At 61.2% G+C, this 18,324-nt stretch carries 15 protein-coding genes; 10 read left to right on the top strand and 5 right to left on the bottom strand.

The genetic code is table 11. The annotated features are described in order from the left end of the window. Nucleotides 1–39 precede the first annotated feature (39 nt). From hmpA to ccoS, 9 genes are all read left to right on the top strand, one after another. Complete coding sequence (gene hmpA, locus V473_RS19685) at nucleotides 40–1,251, top strand: NO-inducible flavohemoprotein (RefSeq protein WP_024018144.1); 1,212 nt, start codon at nucleotides 40–42, stop codon at nucleotides 1,249–1,251. A gap of 11 nt (nucleotides 1,252–1,262) precedes the next feature. Further along, nucleotides 1,263–1,727 (top strand): hypothetical protein, encoded by a 465-nt coding sequence (locus tag V473_RS19680; RefSeq protein ID WP_024018145.1) that lies wholly within the window; start codon nucleotides 1,263–1,265, stop codon nucleotides 1,725–1,727. 180 nt (nucleotides 1,728–1,907) lie between these two features. Continuing rightward, on the top strand, nucleotides 1,908–3,551 hold the full coding sequence (ccoN, locus tag V473_RS19675) for a cytochrome-c oxidase, cbb3-type subunit I (protein WP_024018146.1): 1,644 nt from the start codon (nucleotides 1,908–1,910) through the stop codon (nucleotides 3,549–3,551). A gap of 3 nt (nucleotides 3,552–3,554) precedes the next feature. Then, nucleotides 3,555–4,307: a cytochrome-c oxidase, cbb3-type subunit II gene (ccoO, locus tag V473_RS19670; protein WP_066609028.1), complete on the top strand. Its 753-nt coding sequence runs from the start codon at nucleotides 3,555–3,557 to the stop codon at nucleotides 4,305–4,307. A 15-nt stretch (nucleotides 4,308–4,322) separates the two neighbouring features. Continuing rightward, entirely contained in the window at nucleotides 4,323–4,493 is a 171-nt protein-coding gene (locus tag V473_RS19665) for a cbb3-type cytochrome c oxidase subunit 3 (RefSeq protein ID WP_024018148.1), read from the top strand. After that, the gene (gene ccoP / locus V473_RS19660) at nucleotides 4,484–5,362 is read left to right on the top strand and encodes a cytochrome-c oxidase, cbb3-type subunit III (RefSeq protein ID WP_024018149.1); all 879 of its coding nucleotides are present in this window, start codon (nucleotides 4,484–4,486) and stop codon (nucleotides 5,360–5,362) included. The genes V473_RS19665 and ccoP overlap by 10 nt, the downstream gene beginning before the upstream one ends. A 198-nt stretch (nucleotides 5,363–5,560) precedes the next feature. Then, nucleotides 5,561–6,379, top strand: a complete 819-nt coding sequence (locus tag V473_RS19650; RefSeq protein ID WP_031308570.1) for a DUF2189 domain-containing protein — start codon at nucleotides 5,561–5,563, stop codon at nucleotides 6,377–6,379. 20 nt (nucleotides 6,380–6,399) lie between these two features. Next, complete coding sequence (locus V473_RS19645; protein WP_235955077.1) at nucleotides 6,400–8,637, top strand: heavy metal translocating P-type ATPase; 2,238 nt, start codon at nucleotides 6,400–6,402, stop codon at nucleotides 8,635–8,637. Next, a complete protein-coding gene (gene ccoS / locus V473_RS19640; protein ID WP_024018152.1) occupies nucleotides 8,634–8,834 on the top strand; it encodes a cbb3-type cytochrome oxidase assembly protein CcoS in 201 nt (66 codons plus the stop codon). The genes V473_RS19645 and ccoS overlap by 4 nt, the downstream gene beginning before the upstream one ends. 467 nt (nucleotides 8,835–9,301) lie before the next feature. On the opposite strand, the gene V473_RS19635 is transcribed toward ccoS, so the two are convergent. Then, a complete protein-coding gene (locus V473_RS19635; RefSeq protein ID WP_011950653.1) occupies nucleotides 9,302–9,862 on the bottom strand; it encodes a recombinase family protein in 561 nt (186 codons plus the stop codon). A gap of 131 nt (nucleotides 9,863–9,993) precedes the next feature. On the opposite strand from V473_RS19635, the gene V473_RS19630 reads away from it, so the two are divergent. Continuing rightward, nucleotides 9,994–13,008 carry a Tn3 family transposase gene (locus tag V473_RS19630; RefSeq protein WP_037555775.1) on the top strand — a complete coding sequence of 1,005 codons (3,015 nt, stop codon included), beginning with the start codon at nucleotides 9,994–9,996 and terminating at the stop codon, nucleotides 13,006–13,008. Here V473_RS19630 and V473_RS19625 read toward each other — a convergent pair. Genes V473_RS19625 through V473_RS19610 form a run of 4 tightly spaced genes read right to left on the bottom strand, consistent with a single transcriptional unit; the run spans nucleotide 12,976 to nucleotide 18,264 of the window. Then, nucleotides 12,976–13,326 carry a hypothetical protein gene (locus V473_RS19625; RefSeq protein WP_066609026.1) on the bottom strand — a complete coding sequence of 117 codons (351 nt, stop codon included), beginning with the start codon at nucleotides 13,324–13,326 and terminating at the stop codon, nucleotides 12,976–12,978. The genes V473_RS19630 and V473_RS19625 overlap by 33 nt on opposite strands. After that, nucleotides 13,323–15,959 (bottom strand): AAA family ATPase, encoded by a 2,637-nt coding sequence (locus tag V473_RS19620; RefSeq protein WP_066609025.1) that lies wholly within the window; start codon nucleotides 15,957–15,959, stop codon nucleotides 13,323–13,325. Before V473_RS19620 ends, V473_RS19625 begins: the two co-directional genes overlap by 4 nt. After that, nucleotides 15,956–17,065 (bottom strand): metallophosphoesterase family protein, encoded by a 1,110-nt coding sequence (locus V473_RS19615; protein ID WP_066609024.1) that lies wholly within the window; start codon nucleotides 17,063–17,065, stop codon nucleotides 15,956–15,958. Before V473_RS19615 ends, V473_RS19620 begins: the two co-directional genes overlap by 4 nt. Beyond that, nucleotides 17,062–18,264 (bottom strand): ATP-binding protein, encoded by a 1,203-nt coding sequence (locus tag V473_RS19610; RefSeq protein ID WP_066609023.1) that lies wholly within the window; start codon nucleotides 18,262–18,264, stop codon nucleotides 17,062–17,064. Before V473_RS19610 ends, V473_RS19615 begins: the two co-directional genes overlap by 4 nt. Nucleotides 18,265–18,324 lie beyond the last annotated feature (60 nt).

Below are 18,324 nucleotides of genomic sequence, written 5' to 3'. Positions count from 1 at the left end.
ATTGCCGGAAATTTCAACGCATTTCAGAAGGAGAAGTTCATGTCGCAACCTCTTAGCGATCAGACGATCGCGCTCGTCAAGGCGACCGTTCCCGCGCTGGAAGCGCATGGTCTGGACATCGTACACGAAATGTATTCCCGGATGTTCCAGAACCCGGAAATCCGCGACCTTTTCAATCAGTCGCATCATGGCGACTCCGGATCGCAGCCGCGTGCGCTCACGGGCGCCATTCTCGCCTATGCCAGCAATATTGAAAATCTCGGTGCGCTTGCGCCTGCTGTTGAGCGGATCGCGCAAAAGCATGTGGGCCTTCAGATTTTGCCCGAGCACTATCCGCACGTTGCCGAGGCGCTCCTTGGCGCGATCAAGGCGGTGCTGGGAGATGCAGCAACGGAGGAAATCCTTGCGGCATGGGGCGAGGCCTACTGGTTCCTCGCCAATATCCTGATCGCACGCGAGCAGCGGGTCTACACAGAGCAGAAGGACGCGGCGGGCGGATGGAATGGCTGGCGTGACTTCCGCGTCGAAGACGTCTTGCGCGAGAGCAGCGTCATCAATTCCTACATTCTCCGCCCGGTCGATGGCGGACCCGTCATGCAGCACAAGCCGGGGCAGTATCTGACTTTCTGGCTGGAGATTCCCGGTCATCCGCCGGTCAAGCGCAACTACTCGATTTCGGCGGCTGCCAATGGCGAAACCTATCGCATTTCGGTGAAACGCGAATCGCAGGGCCTGGCTTCGGGATGGCTTCATGACGAGGTGAAGCCCGGAACCGTGTTGAAGGTCGCCGCGCCGGCGGGCGAGTTCTTCCTTTCCGAGCACGTCGAACGTCCCGTGGTCCTCCTCTCCGGCGGTGTGGGCCTGACGCCAATGGTGGCGATGCTCGAGGCGCTTGCGCAGAGCGGCGCCGATGTGCCCGTTCACTATATTCACGGAACCCATGATCGCGACACGCATGCGATGCGCGATCATGTCCGCACCGTAGCTGGGCAGGGCAGCGCGGTGTCGGTTACCGATTTCCATCAAACTCCGCTGGAAGGCGAAGCGCAGGGCCAGGACTATGATGTCTCCGGCATCATCACCGATGAGTGGCTCGTCGCCAACACGCCGGTCGGTGAGGCCGACTACTATATTTGCGGACCGCGCCCGTTCCTGCGTCACGCGGTTTCGACCTTGTCGCTCGCCGGTGTGCCGTCCGACCGAATTCACTACGAGTTCTTCGGCCCGGCGGACGAACTTCTGGCAGCCTGACGGGAGACGTTATGGACGACATCACCATAGCTCGGGCGATCCATGTTCTCGCGGTTCTGCTCTGGATCGGCGGCGTGGCGTTTGTGACACTCGTGGTGATGCCGTCCATTCGCGCCGCGCATCCGCCAGCTGACAGGCTCGCGGCTTTCCACAAGCTCGAAGGCCGTTTCGCGGCGCAAGCGCGCATCTGGGTGCTGCTTGCCGGCGTCAGCGGCTTTTGGATGGTTGAGCGCGGGCAGATGTGGGATCGGTTCGCCGACCTGCGTTTCTGGTGGATGCATGCGATGGTTGGCCTCTGGGCGATTTTCGCTGCCATGCTGTTCGTGATTGAGCCGTTATTTCTTCATCGACGCATGGAGGATTCATCGCAGCCCGCCGCCGACTTCGATCGCATGGAGGTCGTTCATCGCGGGCTTCTGGGGTTTGCGGTGATCACGCTTCTCGGCGCCGTGGCAGGCAGTCACGGATTGTTGTGAGGGCATTGATTGGTGACCCCAATTGTGCCGTATGACTTGTCGGAAAGCGGGCGTGGCGGGAACCCGGAGCGGACTAAGGTGTTGCAGCTTATGCGCAAGTTCCGTGGCCCGCTCCCCGGAGTCAGTGCTGCGCTGAAAAAAAGCCGCGTGGCAGCGACCAAAGGGGGATATTGATCGGGCATGGTTAAAAGTTTGACCGAGGCCGAGCGGCAGATCGCGCTCGCAATTTCTGTTGCTGTCGCCTTTTGCGGTTTGGTCCTCGCCGCCGCAGGCACCCAGGACACGATAGAAGTTCACGGATGGCTGATCCTGATCTTCGGCGCCATTTGCGCAGTTGTTGTAATCCGAGACTTATGGGAGCCGGAGCCGCCAAAATCCCGCCTCGAAAGCTATTATGACGACCCGATCAAGGCCGGCATTATCGCGAGCATGGCCTGGGCAGTGGTCGCCATGTTCGTGGGAGTATGGGTGGCAGCCCTGCTCGCGTTTCCCGATCTGACATTCGATAGCGCCTGGGCGAGCTTCGGCCGCCTGCGACCGGTTCACACGAGCGGTGTGATCTTTGGATTTGGCGGCAACGCGCTCATCGCCACCTCGTTTCATGTCGTGCAGCGGACCTCGCGTGCCCGGCTCCCCGATCAGCTTTCCCCCTGGTTTGTCCTTGTCGGCTACAATCTGTTCTGCATCCTGGCCGCCAGCGGATATCTGCTTGGTGTCACCCAATCGAAGGAATATGCCGAAGCCGAATGGTATGCGGACATCTGGCTGGTGATCGTCTGGGTGACCTATTTCGTCCTCTACATCAGGACGCTGGCGCGCCGCAAAGAACCCCACATCTATGTGGCCAACTGGTATTTCATGGCCTTCATCCTCGTCGTCGCAATTCTGCATATCATCAATAATCTCGCTGTCCCCGTCTCGCTGGGGCACGCCAAAAGCTATACGATCTGGTCGGGCGTGCAGGACGCGATGGTGCAGTGGTGGTATGGCCACAATGCCGTCGCCTTCTTCCTCACGGCCGGCTTCCTGGGGATGCTCTATTATTATCTGCCGATACGGGCGCAGCGGCCGATCTTCTCGTATCGGCTGTCGATCCTGAGCTTCTGGGGCATCACATTTTTCTACATGTGGGCCGGCTCGCATCATCTTCACTATACGGCGCTGCCGCATTGGGTCCAGACGCTGGGGATGACCTTCTCGGTCATGCTTCTCGTTCCGTCCTGGGCCTCGGCCGGGAATGCCTTGCTGACGTTGAACGGCGCATGGCACTGCGTGCGTGACGATGCCACGCTGCGCTTCATGATGGTCGCAGCCGTGTTCTACGGCATTTCTACCTTCGAAGGATCCTTCCTGGCGATCCGCCCGGTCAATTCTCTCTCGCATTATACCGATTGGACCGTGGGCCACGTTCATGCAGGCGCACTCGGATGGGTCGCGCTCATTACCTTCGGCTCATTCTATACGCTGGTGCCGTCACTCTGGAAGCGCGAGAAGATGTATTCGTCGGCGCTGGTCGAGTGGCATTTCTGGCTCGCTCTGGCCGGGACACTTGTCTACATTTTCGCAATGTGGAATTCCGGCATTATCCAGGGCCTTATGTGGCGGACCTATACGGAGGAAGGCACGCTCGCCTATTCGTTCCTCGACTCGCTGCGCGCGATGTATCCCTATTACATCGCGCGTACCTTCGGCGGCCTGTTGTTCCTGATCGGAGCAGTGATCGGCTCTTACAATATGTGGAGGACCATTCGCGCATCGCCATCCAGCGCGGCGATAGAAGGCGACGTTCCTTTGAACGTCACCACCGCGGTGGTGAGGGGCTGAGCAATGGCGGAACTCTTTCATCGCAAGCTTGAGCGGAGCACCATCGGCTTCGTGCTCGCAATTGTCGCGGCTGCCAGTGTCGGCGGCCTTGTCGAAATAGCCCCACTCTTCACGATCGATGAGACAGTGGAGAAGGCGCCTGACATGCGGCTCTACACACCACTCGAACTGGCAGGTCGGAATATCTACGTTCGCGAGGGCTGCTATGCCTGCCACAGCCAGATGATCCGCACCTTGCAGGATGAGGTCGAGCGCTACGGGCCTTATTCTCTGGCGGTCGAGTCCAAGTATGACCATCCGATGCTCTGGGGCTCGAAGCGAACCGGCCCGGATCTTGCCCGCATCGGCGGCAAATATTCGGATTTCTGGCACGTCGCCCATCTGACCAATCCGCGCGAGGTCGTGCCCGATTCAAACATGCCCGCCTATTCCTGGCTGGCGCGCACCGCACTGCGGGTCGATGATCTGCCTTTGCATCTGAAAGCCCTGCGCGCTGCCGGCGTTCCCTACACCGACGCGATGATCGAAAACGCCAGCATCGATGCTTACGACCAAGCGACGCCGGAAAGCTCGACGTCGTCCGGTGTTGCGGATCGCTACGGCAAAGAAACGCAAGTGCGCGTGTTCGACGACGTGGCGACCGAAGTCACCGAAATGGACGGTTTGGTGGCTTATCTCCAGGTTTTGGGACGGCTGACCGATGCGCCGTATAAGAATACGGCAGCGCCGCAAAAGCCACCTGGGCCGGTGAAATGAGATGAGGAGAGACCCATGGATTTAAGCCACGACGCTCTCGTCGCATTCTCGAAAAGCTGGGGGCTGTTCTACCTCATCGGGCTGATGATCGGCGTGCTCATCTACACGTTTCGTCCTTCCAACCGAAAGAAGTTCGACAAAGCCAAGCAAAGCGTTCTCGATCAGGATGACAAGCCGTGGACGTAGAACGCGATCCCGTCAGCGGCCGCGAGACGACCGGCCATGTTTGGAACGGCATCAAGGAGCTTGATACGCCAGTCCCCAAAGGCGTGTTGATCTTTCTGATTGTCACCCATCTTTTCGCCTTTGCCTGGTGGATCCTCATGCCGACCTGGCCGGTGGGCCATACTTACACCAAGGGCATTCTCAACACGGACCAACGCACTTCGGTCGAGAAGCATTTGGTCGATGCGCAGGCGGGACGCGCGGCCTGGATGAAGCGGATCGAAAGCGAGAATCTCGAACAGATCGCGGCCGACCCGCAGCTCATGTCGATCGTGCGCAGCACCGGTCACCGGCTTTTCGGTGATAATTGTGCCGCCTGCCACGGCATCAATGCCAAGGGCGGTTATGGCTATCCCGATCTGACTGATGATGACTGGATCTGGGGCGGTGATCTTGAAACAATCGCGCAGACTATGCGCGTCGGGGTCAATGAACAGCATCCGCAGGGTCGGAACTCGCAGATGCCTTCTTTTGGTCGGGATGGCATTCTCGACGCCGATCAGGTCAGTCTGGCGGCCAATTACATCTATTCCTTGTCGCATCCCAAATTCGTGACGGCGGCCAACCGTGCCTCGGTTTTGTCGGGGCGCGAGGTGTTCATGTCGAATTGCGCGATTTGCCATGGCGAAGATGCGCGCGGCAAACGCGATGTCGGCGCGCCCAATCTATCGGACACGCGCTGGATCTATGGGGGCGACCTTGATCAGATTGTCGAGACTGTGCATGGCGGTCGCCAAGGCCATATGCCGACCTGGGATGAACGACTGAGCGCCGCCGATATCAAGATTTTGGCGCTCTATGTTCACTCACTGAGCTCGCCCGCGCCATGAATGTGACGCGAAGCAGATCGCGATGGATTGTTTGGAGCTTCGTAGCGGCCGGGCTGCTCCTGTTCGTTCTCGCCAATGCGCATTTGATTTACGTCGCGTTCCAATCGCAGCCCAATTGCGTTGGGCATTTGAAGGAGCGAGCGAGCGAGAGCGGCCAGTATCGCGCGGCGAAATCGGCATGCTGAAAGGTTGCTGGACATGACTGAGGAGAGCGCCTCTTACGGATTGCTGACCGAAACGTCGGGAATCGATGAAACCAGGAACGCCCGGCTTCAGCGCCACCTCCCGCCGCTCGTTGGCTTGCGCTGGCTTGGAGCGGGTTGGCGCGACCTAATGGATCGACCGGTGCCGAGCCTTCTTTACGGTCTGGGCACCTTTGTCCTGTCGGTCGCCGCGGTCGCGATCCTCGCCCTGTACGGGCGAGACTATATTCTTTTTCCCGCGCTCGCCGGCTTCATGATCGTCGCCCCGCTGCTCGCCGTAGGACTCTATGAAAAGAGCCGGGCTCGTGAGCAGGGCGAGACAATCGGCCTGCGCGGCATGCTTTTCGTGAAACCCGCAGCGGGCCCACAGGTCTATTTCACCGGGTTGCTGCTCAGTCTTCTCATGCTTTTATGGATTCGCTCGGCAGTCCTCATCTATGCCCTATTCTTCGGCGTCCGCCCGTTCCCCGGCATTTCGCATATTACGGCTTTCCTCCTGGCCGATCCCGTGGGCTGGATCATCCTTGGTGTCGGTACGGCAGTCGGTGGATTGTTCGCTTCCTTCGCCTTCGCGATCAGTGTTTTCGCGATTCCGATGTTGCTGGACCGAAAGGTCGATGCGCTCACGGCGATGGGGACCAGCATGGCGCTCGTATGGAACAACCTTGCGCCGATGATCGTGTGGGGAGGAATCGTTCTGGCGCTTTTCATTCTTTGCGCGGCAACAGGACTTCTCGGGCTCATCCTTATTTTCCCATGGCTGGGTCATGCCACCTGGCATGCCTATCGTGGGGTCGCCGAAGCGGACGCCTAGGAATGGCATCGCGTGCCGCTTTGAACGATATCGCGTTGCGACGAACACCGGCCCGCCAGTCGGTCGATGAACTCATCCTCGCCAGCAGAGTGCTGGATGATGGCCTCCTTCAGACCCAATTGTCGGTACCTACCGCGCACTGCGGCGGGTGCATGGCGAAGATCGAGCGGACCTTGGCTCAGCTCGATGGGGTGGTGTCGGCACGCGTCAACCTTTCGACGCGGCGGGCTACGGTTACGTGGAAAAGGACGGGGACTGCCCCCCCGCTGCTCGAAAGCTTGTCCAAAGCCGGCTTCGAAGCGAATCTGCTGAACAATCTCGAGGGCCAGCCGGATCGCGAAAGACGCAGGTTGATCGTTGCCATGGCGGTCTCGGGATTTGCGGCGATGAACATCATGCTGCTCTCGGTGTCGGTATGGTCAGGCGCTGACGCAAGTACGCGCCATCTCTTCCATGCGATATCGGCGCTGCTGGCGATTCCGACGGTAGCCTATTCGGGGCGCATCTTCTTTCAATCGGCATGGTCCGCCTTGCGTGCAGGTCGCACCAACATGGACGTGCCCATCTCGATCGGCATTCTCCTCGCGCTTGGCTTGAGTATCTTCGACACATTGCATTCCGGCCCGCATGCCTATTTCGACGCTGTCGTCACGCTGATCTTCTTTTTGCTGATCGGACGAACGCTTGATTATCTGATGCGCGACAAGGCGCGTTCCGCAGTGCTCGGCCTCGCGAAAATGATGCCTGCGGGCGCGAAGGTCATCGCCGAGGATGGTGCACGCACATTCGTGGCGCTCGACAGCATCGCGGTGGGCGATGCCATCGTCGTCGCGCCGGGAGAACGCGTGCCGCTCGACGGAGTCGTCATTGCCGGAGAGGGCGATGTCGACACTGCCGCTGTAACGGGCGAGGCGATGCCGACGCCCGTAATGGCTGGCAGCAAGCTTCTGTCCGGCATGCTCAATCTCAATGGCTCGTTGGAAGTCCGCGTCACCAGCACGAGCGCGCAGTCCTTTCTCGCGGAAATGGTCCTGATGATGGAGGCCGCCGAGCAGGGCCGCGCACGCTACCGGCGCTTGGCGGATCGCGTGGCGACCTATTATTCACCGATCATCCATTCGCTGGCCGTCGCCACCTTTGTCGGGTGGTTTCTGTCGACCGGCGATTGGCATCGGTCACTCACGATCGCGATTTCTGTGCTCATCATCACCTGCCCGTGCGCATTAGGCTTGGCCATTCCCATGGTGCAACTCGTTGCGGCGAAGCGCTTGTTCGAGCGCGGTATCGCCCTGAAGGACGGAAGCGCGCTCGAACGCTTGGCTGAGGTCGATATTGTCGTTTTTGATAAGACGGGCACGCTGACCATCGGCGATCTGCGCGTAACCGAAGCCGATATCGACAAGCGCTACCGCGAGGTCGCCTTGGCCATGGCGTCGCGATCCGACCACCCTGTGGCGCGCGCCATCGCAGCAAGTGGCGAGGGCCGTTCAGGCGTCAACCTGGAAAGCTTTTCCGAGCTTCCGGGAAAGGGGTTAGAAGCGCGCCGTGCCGGCCATGTATTCAGAATAGGCCGATCCGATTGGGCGCTGAGCACCAATGGCGATATCGACAGCCTCCACACGGTCTTTTCAGTTGATGGCGAACTGGCAGGCCATTTTCGCTTTTCCGACCGCGAGAAGGCCAGCGCGCGAGATGCGGTGCGTCAGGTGAGGGAACTTGGTCTGGAAGTGGAGTTGCTTTCGGGTGATGACCCGGGAGCGGTATCGGCGGTGGCGGGCTCGATCGGTATCGCGGAATTTCGCGCCGGCCTCCTGCCTCAGCAGAAAGTGCAGCGTCTCGAAGCGCTCGCCGATAAGCAGTGCAAGACCTTGATGGTGGGCGATGGATTGAACGACGGACCAGCTCTCTCCGCCGCGCATGTTTCCATGGCACCGTCCAATGCCGCCGATATCGGCCGCGCTGCCGCCGATATCGTGTTTTTCGGACAGGATCTCACAGCTATTCCGCAAGCCCTCCGGGTTTCCCGCGCTGCCCGTAGGCTTGTCCGGCAGAACCTCGTTTTTTCAGTCGGATACAACTTAGTGGTGTTGCCGATGGCCGTCACGGGTCATGTCAGTCCTTTGCTCGCGGCAATCGCAATGTCGCTATCCTCCATTTCAGTAGTGGCAAATGCTCTGCGCGTCCCTTCTCAGAGTGAACCCAGCCCAAATACGGCTCGTCGAGAGCGCGTGCTGGTTCCTACAGGGGGCGCGGCATGACGGCTCTCGCTTGGTTAGTGCCGATTGCGCTGGTAATGGGTTTGGTAGGCTTGGGCGCCTTCCTGTGGTCTATGAGCAGCGGGCAGTATGACGATCTTGATGGCGCGGCAGAACGCATCTTCATAGATGCCGATGCCGACATGCCCATGGTGAATACCCAGGAACAGGCGACCGAGCCGAAACCGTCCAGATCGTAGCGAGTTAATGAATGGGGATGATATTTGGCAAAAATGCGATCGAGGAAAATCTGATGACGCGCACACATGGTGGGAATTGGGTCGGCATCCTAGCCTTCGTCTGCGGTGCGGCGGTCATATTACCCAGCTTGGTCGCATTGGCGCTGAGTCTGCTTGCGGTTGTCCGAATTATATTTTGAAGCCCACTGAGGCCTCCAAATGACCCGTATTTCGTATTTATTCCGCCGTCAGAGCTTTTGGCACAATTCGAGGTTAAGTTAGTGGACTGCGGACGAGTTTGTCCCCCTAATCAGCGTCAGGTTTGTGGAGCCGTCGCCGAGCCGTTCCTGCATCACTGCGACGCTCAGGAAGCGCCGCTTCGGCAGGCGTTCTTTTCGGCGGCTGCTAGCGCGCGGTCCATCTCTTCAATTATGTCTTTCCGAGCCGGTTGAAATTTGGGTCGTGCGGCTGAGCGGAACAGGAAAGTGTCATAAGGCACTGTTTGGCTCGATACAGCGATAGATGGTGGCCGGGTGAACGTTGAAGGTCCTTGCGACGGCGCTAATGGACTTACCCTCGAGAACGAGTTGGCGAGCGAGCTCCGCCTGATCTGGGCGCATTTTCTTTGGGCGTCCGAAGCTCACACCGCGCGCCATCGCCGCCTTTCGCCCCTCCTCGGTTCGGCTCAATATGAGAGTCCGCTCGAACTGGGCGATCCCAGCGAATACGGTCATGATCATCACGCCAGACGGGGACGTGGTATCGGCCCAAGGTTCATCAAGCGATTGTAATCCTGCCTGCTTTTCCTTGATGCGTTCCGCGATGTGCAGGAGTTCGATGGTGGATCGCGCCAAACGATCGAGGCGGGCGACGACGAGAACATCGTCTTTGCGCAGGTGACCCATCAGCTTTTCAAGCTCGGGCCGGCCACGAGCGGCCCCCGATATTTTCTCTTCGAACATCATTTCACAGCCCGCCTCCGAGAGCCGACCGCGCTGGATTTCCAAGTTCTGATCCTCGGTGGAAACGCGCGCGTAGCCGAGCTTCATGCGACTGCTCCAGATATTGTGCGAAAGTTACTGCAAAACAATTTTGTTTCGCACATATGTTTTGCGAAGAAATTCGCCTTGTTTATCGGCATGGGCCGTCCCCTTCGCAAAAGTTGAAAGTTTCGCACGGTATGCCCACCCGTCACCTCACTGACGCCCAGCGTCAGGGCTTTGCCCGCTTTGATGGCGAACCGTCGGCCGATCAACTCGCGCGATATTTCCATCTGGACCAAACTGATCGCGACCTCATTGGAACTCTGCGCGGCGACCACAATCGGCTCGGCTTTGCCGTGATGCTGACGAGCGCCCGGTTTCTGGGCGCATTTCCAGTCTCGCCCGCCGAGATCCCAGCGTCGGTCCTGGCGGCCGTGATCGAACAACTCGCTCTTGAACCCGGCACGGACGTGGACGCCTATTTTGCGGGAAGCCGACGCATCCGGCACCTCGCGCTCATCCGGACGCACTGCGGCTTCACGGACTTTGGCGACAACGCGGTGGCACGTTTCCGGCTGACCCGATGGCTCTACGCCCTTTGCTGGAGCGGCGACGATCGGCCCGGCCCCCTGATTGATCGAGCTGCGGCCTGGCTGATCGCCAACAAGGTGCTGCTGCCGGGCGTCACGGTCGTCGAGCGCCTGGTTGGCAGGATCCGCGATCGTGCGCGGACCAGGCTTTGGCGCCATCTGGTCGCCAGCTTGAGCGATGACCAGCGCGTGCGCATCGCCGCGCTGTTTGACGATGGCGACACATCCACGTTCGCCGCCCTGGACGCGCTCCGGACCGTTCCCTCCAAGCGCATGCCGACCGAACTCTTCCGACACCTTGATCGGCTCGATGCGGTCCGGGCGTTCAATCTGCGGCCGGCGCCACCGCGGGGCGTTCCCGCCACAACCCTTGAGCGGCTCGCGCGGGTAGCGCGCGTCGGCAAGCCCTCGGCCATCGCCGCCCTTCAGGAGCCTCGTCGAACCGCGACCGTAGCCGCGCTCTTCCATACGCTCGAAGCGGCGGCCCAGGACGACGCCGCCGAGCTGGCCGAGGCTCTGCTCGCCGACTTGGTGAAAGGGGCTGAAGCCGCCGACAAACAGGCCCGCCTGCGCAGTCTGCGCGATCTCGATGGCGCCGCGATGCTGCTCCACGCAATGGGTCTGTTGGTTTTGACCGACGACGCCCTGCCCCTCAATGAATGGCGAGATGTGCTCTTCGAGCGGTTGCCCCGTCCCGACATCGAGGCCGCCATGTCCAAGGTGGAGGCGATCGCCAAGCCCGCGGAGACCAAGCCCTATGATCAACTGCGAACAAAATGGCGGAGCGCCCGGCGATTGTTCTTTGAAATCGCTACCCGCATCGAGACCGACGCTGCCCCAGGTGGCAAAAACGTCAAGGCCGCGATCAGCTACCTCAAGGGCGTGGACGACTGGTCCTCTCTCGTCAAGATGCGCGGCGCACCGATCGCTGCGGTCTCGAAGGCGTGGAGGCAACATGTCCTGGATGACGATGGCAGGATGCGCGACCCGAAGGCCTATGTCTTCGCGATCATCGATGCGTGGCGTCTGGCGATCAAGCGTCGCGATGTGTTCGCCAAGCCCGGCATCCGATACGGGGATCCCCGGCGCGGGATGCTCGAGGGCGAGTCCTGGCACAATTCCAGGTTGATGGTAGCACGCGCCCTGGGCCGATCTCTGGAAGCCGACATTGAGATTGACGGTCTCTCCCGCCTTCTCGACGAGGCATATCGACATGTCGTTGCGCGCGCCGGCGACAATCCGGACCTGCGTTTTGAGACGGTCGCCGACAAGATGGGGATTGTGGTCACGCCCCTCGACAAGCTTGATGAACCCGAGAGCCTTCGAGCACTTCGCGCCGCCGTCCAAACGCGCATGCCGAAGGCCGGAATGCCCGACATCTTTCTTGAAGTCATGGCGCGAACCGGATTTGCCAAGTCCTTTACGCATCTGAGCGAGCGTCAGGCCACCGTCGAGCACTTCGAGATAAGCCTGTGCGCGACCCTGGTCGGCGGCGCCTGCAACATCGGTCTTGAGCCGATCGTGCGCCCGGAATTTGCGGCTCTGCGTCGCGACCGTCTTTCTTGGGTCGGTCAGAATTTCATTCGGCCCGAGACCATCGCCGCGGCCAACGCCGCGATCGTTTCCGCTCACAGTCGTCTGGATATCGTCCAACATTGGGGCGCAGGCGAGGTGGCCAGCGCCGACGGCATGCGTTTTGTCGCTCCGTCGAGCGCCATACACGCCGGGCCCAACCCCAAATATTACGGCCAGGAGCGCGGCGTCACTTGGTACAACATGATTTCCAATCAGTTCAGCGGTCTGACCGGAGCGGTCATCCCCGGCACGTTGCGCGACAGCCTGGTCGTCCTGGCTCTCCTGCTGGAGCAGGAAACCGAGCTCGATCCTCTGGAGATCATGACCGACACCGCCGCCTATTCCGACGCCATTTTCGGTCTGTTCTGGCTCTTGGGCTACCGGTTCAGCCCCCGTCTGGCGGACATCGGCGACGCCAAACTCTGGCGTATCGACCGCCAGGCGAGCTATGGGCCGTTCGATCAGACCGCCTGGGGCAGGGTTAAAATCAATCTGATCCGGGAAAACTGGTCCGACCTTATCCGCTTGGCCGGATCGCTCAAGCTCGGCCACCTCAAGGCCGCAGGCGTCATGCGAATGCTGCAGGTCAAAGACCGCCCAACAACGCTGGCCAAGGCCCTGTCTGAACTCGGCCGCATCATCAAGACGCTGCATATCCTGCGATACATCGATGACCGGCCGTTCCGGCGACGAATATTGTTTCAGCTCAACCGGCAGGAATTGCGCCACAAGCTCGGTCGGCGCGTCCATCACGGCGATCGGGGCGAAATCAGAAGCCCTCTGCGTCAGGGCCAAGAGGAGCAGCTTGGGGTCCTCGGTCTGGCCCTCAACTCCATCGTCCACTGGAACGCTGTCTACATGCAGGAAACCGTGCGCCAACTCAGCGAGGCCGGGACGCCGCCGCTGCCCGCCGATATCGCTCGGCTCTCGCCGATATCTTGGCGTCACATCAATTTCCTCGGCCGCTACGACTTCTCCGTGCCTGACGCCGTCGCAAACGGCGGCCTCAGACCGCTACGCCAACCTAATTCCGAATGGGACTTTTGAAAGGAAATAATGCCCCTTACGACACTTTCCTGTTCCGCTCAGCCGCACGACCCGATATCGCAGAAAACCTTCGATCATCGGCACTATCGCGTCACGCAGCGTGGAGTCCGTGAGCTTCTGCGCCTCGTAATATTTGACCTGGCCGTATGTGTCCGCTTCGTCCGAGAGAACATCAAAATCTTCTACACCCTCTACGGTCACTTCCTGCCCACTGGTCGCGGCCAGCACCGCCAGGATGCTTGCGTCGAACTGGTAGATGTAGCCACGGATCGTGGCCGTTGCTTCGCGCAGAGCTTCGAGAGCGTCGTTTTCCGTCATCTGACGACGCCGGTCAGCGAGAGGCGTGTGGCCGGCACATGTCGAAATGTCCGATCGCGACAGGTCAGCAGAATGACCTGCATCCGCTCGGCAGCCTCGCTCAGTATCTCAACCATCACGTCGAGCCGCGCATCGTCGGCGTAGACGAGCGGATCATCAAGGATCAACGAAACCGGCTGCCCCTGCTCAAGAAGCATGTCCGCGAATGCGATCCGCGTCAGGACTGACAGTTGCTCCTGCGTGCCACGCGAGAGATCTCCGCAGCCCTCGCTGATCCCGCCTCGGACGACGGCTTCCAGCGTCAGATCTTCCGAAAAAGACAGATCGCAGCCTGGTAGCAGCCGCTCGATATGCCGTTTGGCCCGCTTCGCTACGGGACCGACAAACTTGGCGGATGTTTCGTCCCGCGCCTCGTCGAGAATTTCGCGCAGCAGCTTCAGGCTGGTGGCCTCGTCGACGATCCGTTGCAAGGCAGCTCGGGCCGCCTCCGCCTCCTCGCGAGCGGCCGCTTCCCGATCGGCCCAGCCCTTACCGCCTTCGCTTTCCGCCGTGCCTTCCAGTCGGGCAATTTCCATCTCGAGTTTCGTCCGCGTGTCCCCCGCTGCTCGACTCCGCGCATCGATCGTCTCAATTTTTCGCGTGATGACTGCAGTGTCGTGCGCCGCCGCGTCCCGAGTCGCTGCCTCCAATTTGACGGCGGCCGCGGCCGACTGCTCTCGCGCACGCAGCAGATCTGCCGCTAGGCTCGTAAAGTCCGGGCGACTCTCCATCGTATCGATCTGGGCTTTGGCATTTGCGAGATCGCTTCCAGCTCGCGCCTCAGCGGTGGCAAGCGGAGCATCCTCGTCCTCGGCGCGCCTCAGCGCATCAACCGCGCTGTCATGCGCGCCTTCGGCCCGCGCCAGCGCAGAGTCGGCCGACTCCATCGCTTTGCTAAGGGCTGCAATGTTCGGAGCGTCGCCTTCGGGTGCTACGGAATCGTGCCCGAGCTCGACGATGAAGAGCTTGAGCGCTGCGGCACCGGCCGCGAGGCCCACATGTTCGTCGGCCGGGGTTGATGCCTCGATCCGCGCGGCGATCGTCCGAAGTTCACTTGCCGCATCGCGGGCGGTGTCATTACGCGCCCGCGCTTCCGCAAGATCTGTAAGTGCGAGATCATCGAGTGCCGATTGCTGCCGCTTCAATGCCGACGACAATGCTTCCTCGGCACTCGCCGCCCCGGCCGGCGGGAAGACGACCAGCTCGGCATTACCCATACGGATATGCGTCTCGCCCGTCAGGGTCCGCTCACCAACGCTCACCGGCTCGCCGTTGATCAAGATGCCGTCGCTTACGCCCGACAGCGCAATGCGCGTCGCGCCGGCGCGCCGCAACGCACGAGCCTCGGCAACCGCTCGCTCGTTCGCCTCGAGCAGCGCGATCGCCTTCGTTGAAATCAAGGTTGCTACGAGGGCTTTGGCCTCAACCTGAAGCCGTTCAAGCTCGATCAGCTCTGCATGCCGTTTGCGCGCGGCCGCGATGCCGGTCTTGCGTCGCATGGCCCGCGCGCGATCCTCTCCGGCGCTGAGCGCTGACCGCGCGTCCAGACGCGCGGTTCGCGCGCTATCGAGCGCACCGCGCGCGTCGACAAGCCGCAACTTGGCACCGGCCAATCCCTCACTGTGGCCAGCCCTCCGCATCTGCGCCTGTTCCAGAGCATGACCGGCGTTGTCTCGCGCTTCCGTCGCGATGTGGTGCCGCTCGGCGAGATCTTCCAGTTCCCGCGCCTTGGCGCTGAGGGCCTCATGTTCCGCGCGGCGAGTGGCGAGAATCTGCGCTGCCGCCCGCGCAATCTCGAGCGAGGCAACAAACTCCTTCCGCGCCTGTACATCGGTATCGTCTGCGATTTCACGCTGGACGACTTTCAGCCTGGCTCGCGCCGTCTCCAGCTCGGAGAATGTCTTCTCCAATCCCGCTGCCCTCTCAGCAGCTTCGCGGGCTGCGGTCTCCGCAATCTCGACCCGCTCCATTGCTTCATTCTGGCGACCGCGCTTCTGACCGGTCGGTGACCAGTATCGGCCGAACTGCTCGTCGATCCTGGTTCGGACACGCTTGTATGCGGGGCCTCCCATGATAGAGCCGACCTCGGCTTCGAGCGTCGATCTCACCGTATCGCGGACAATCTGCCCAGGCCCGGTGACCGCGAGCGCGTCCGTTTGCGCCACCCACAGCAGACCCAACGCGCCATAGGTCGCGGCATCGCCCTTCTGGCTGGTGTCGCGCACGGACCCGAGGAGCGCGTGAAGCTGGGCTTCGGCATCTTCGCCCTGTGCTTTCCCCTGTGGCCCTGTGATCTCGATCGCGGCGCCTCTCAGGAACCGCTTGGTGATGGTCCAAGGCGCCCCGTTGGCTTCGAATGACACCTGGATCTCCGGGCCAACAGCTTCGCCGTAGGGTGCGAAGGATTGGGCGAGCTGATTCTTGGTGCCATGGCGGACGAAGAATGCAGCCCGCAGCGCTTCGAGCAAGGTTGATTTGCCGGTCTCGTTCGGCTCGATCACGATATTCAGGCCGTCGGTCAGGCCATCGATCGCCATCGGCTCGCGAAACTTGCGGAACCCGTCGACCGCGATCCGTCTGAGGCGCAGGCTCATGCCTTCTCCTCCCGGCTATATTCGACGAACAGACGCTCCAGCGCGCGTTTCGCGACGGCAGCGTCGGCGGCACCGGTTTCGATCCGCGCGGAAAGTTTTGCAGCGGCAAGCCCGAGCATGCCCTCCACAGCGAGCTGCGAAAGATCGTCGTCGCTGGGTCGCCCGACCAGGTCCGCGGCACGAACGCCGAGATAGCGCACCCGGTGGCTGACGTCGTTCTCAAGCCGGCCGAGCATGGCTATCCGATCAGTGAGGCTGGTGATGCCGGCAAGGGTTAGATCAAGGAGCGTTGCCGGCGGGTCGGTTGCCCCAAGCAGCTGACCACATTCCGCGTCGAAGCTAGCCTGATCATTCACCGTCCAGGTGCGTTTGATCCATTGGAACCGGCCGGTACGGATCGGCGTGACGATCGGCTCACGCCCTGCATCCACATCGACCAGCAGGATGTGCCCGGGATCGTCGCGTTGGAAGCGATCGGTTTCCGGCGTGCCGGAGTACCAGGTCCGCGCATCGACCTTCAGGGCGCCATGCCAGTCTCCGAGCGCCAGATAGTCGAGCGACGATCGCCGCGCGCGGTCAGGCGCGATCTGGTTCTTGGTTTCGCCCTGGTTGCCGAAATCGCGGATCGAGCCATGCGCGACGCCGATGCGCAGCCGCCCGCCCGGCGTCTCCATGCCGTCGAACAGCTCGGTCGGGTCCTCGAGATTGTGCCTATGCGTCAGCGGTGCCGGCAACAGCCAGACACCTTGCTCAATCTCGTGCGGCAGCGGCTCCGAGAGCATCGTGATCCTGTCGCCCGCGCGCTGACGCACCCGATCCCAAAGTCCGCCATTCCGAGCGAAATCATGATTGCCGGGAAGGAGCCACCAGCGGCACGGATGCCGCTCCATCCGAGAGATCGCCTGCACGATCGTACGGTCCTCGGGTCCTTCGGTATCGAAGACATCTCCCGCGACCAGCACATGGTCGGCGCCGTGAAGCGTCGCGGTCGTGCCGATGGCGTCGATCGCGTCGAAGCGCGCCTCGGAAAGTGCGGCGCGCACATCAGGCTCGAAACGCCCATAGGGCTTGCCGAGCTGCCAATCAGCGGTGTGAATGAGCTTCATGACGGATCCTGCCCCGCAGCGATTTCGCCGACGGGCATAGCCCGGCGCATGAATGCGCCGAACATCGGAACGGTGAATGCCGTTTCACCATAGCCCGGCGTGAAGATCATGCCCTTTGCGATCAGCGATGCACGGACCGGCCCAAAGCTGGAAGGCTTGCGGCCTATATGATCGGCGATGGCGGTCGAGGCGAAAGGCCCCTCTCCCAGATCAGCCATTCCGCGCAGGTAGCGCTTCTCTGACGGCGTCAGCCTGTCAAATCGCACGCGGAAAAAACTGTCATCTAGGGCAGCGATCGCCGTCGGGTGCGCAAGGTCGACATCAGCTGCGGTAATGGGAGATGCGCCTGCAGCATCCCAGCACTGCTTCCCCCATTCCTGAAGAAAGTAGGGATAGCCTTCGGTTACCTCGATGATCTTCGCGACAGCGTCCTTCTCGATCGCACATTCCTCTGCCTCGATCGGGTGAACGATTGCAGAGGTCGCCGCATCGGCGGCTAGCGGGCCGACGCTGGTGAAGAGAAACAATCGCTCGGCATAAGATTTGGCCTTGCCCATTTGCCCGGCAAGCTGTGGCAGGCCGGCCGCCACAAGCGTGATCGGGCGGTCATTCTGGCGCGCGCGGTGGAGCGCCGTGATCAGGGCCGCCAGCTCGCGTTCTGGCACATATTGCAACTCGTCGATGAACAGCACCAGCGCTGTCCCACGCTCGGCCGCTGCAGCTCCAGCCAAGTCAATGAGATCGATCAGGTCGGCTTCGAGGTCGCCATTATCGGCCACCCCTATTTCTCCAAGATCGAGCGAAGCCTCAAGCTCGCCATAGCTCAACTTGAACGCTTTCACGAACCGCGCAAGCGCTCCCAGGCCCCGCTTCGCCAGCGTCATCGCCGCCTGGCCGCGATCGAGCTTCAGCATGGCAGTGCGAAGCGCCGGGACCAACATGGCAGGCAATGACTGGCCCTCGGGCGCCTCGATCGGCACACTCAAGATGCCCTCGCCTTCTGCTGCCCTGCGCATCGCATTGAGCAGAACGGTTTTGCCTACCCCCCGCAGACCAAGCAGGATCATACTTTGCGCATGACGGCCGTTTCGAATGCGATCGAGCGCGACGGCGACCGTCTCGAGGACGTCTTCCCGGCCGGCAAGCTCGGGCGGTCGGCTGCCTGCACCAGGCGCGAAGGGGTTACGGCGTGGATCCATTCTAGGTTGTTTATACAGTTCTATCCCATTCGCATAGAACCATATAACCTTCTTACATGT

The organism is Sphingobium cupriresistens LL01 (assembly GCF_001046645.1).
GTDB classification, from domain to species: Bacteria; Pseudomonadota; Alphaproteobacteria; order Sphingomonadales; family Sphingomonadaceae; genus Sphingobium; species Sphingobium cupriresistens.
Note: the sequence above shows the minus strand (reverse complement) of the source record. Positions and strands in the feature narration are given on the sequence as shown.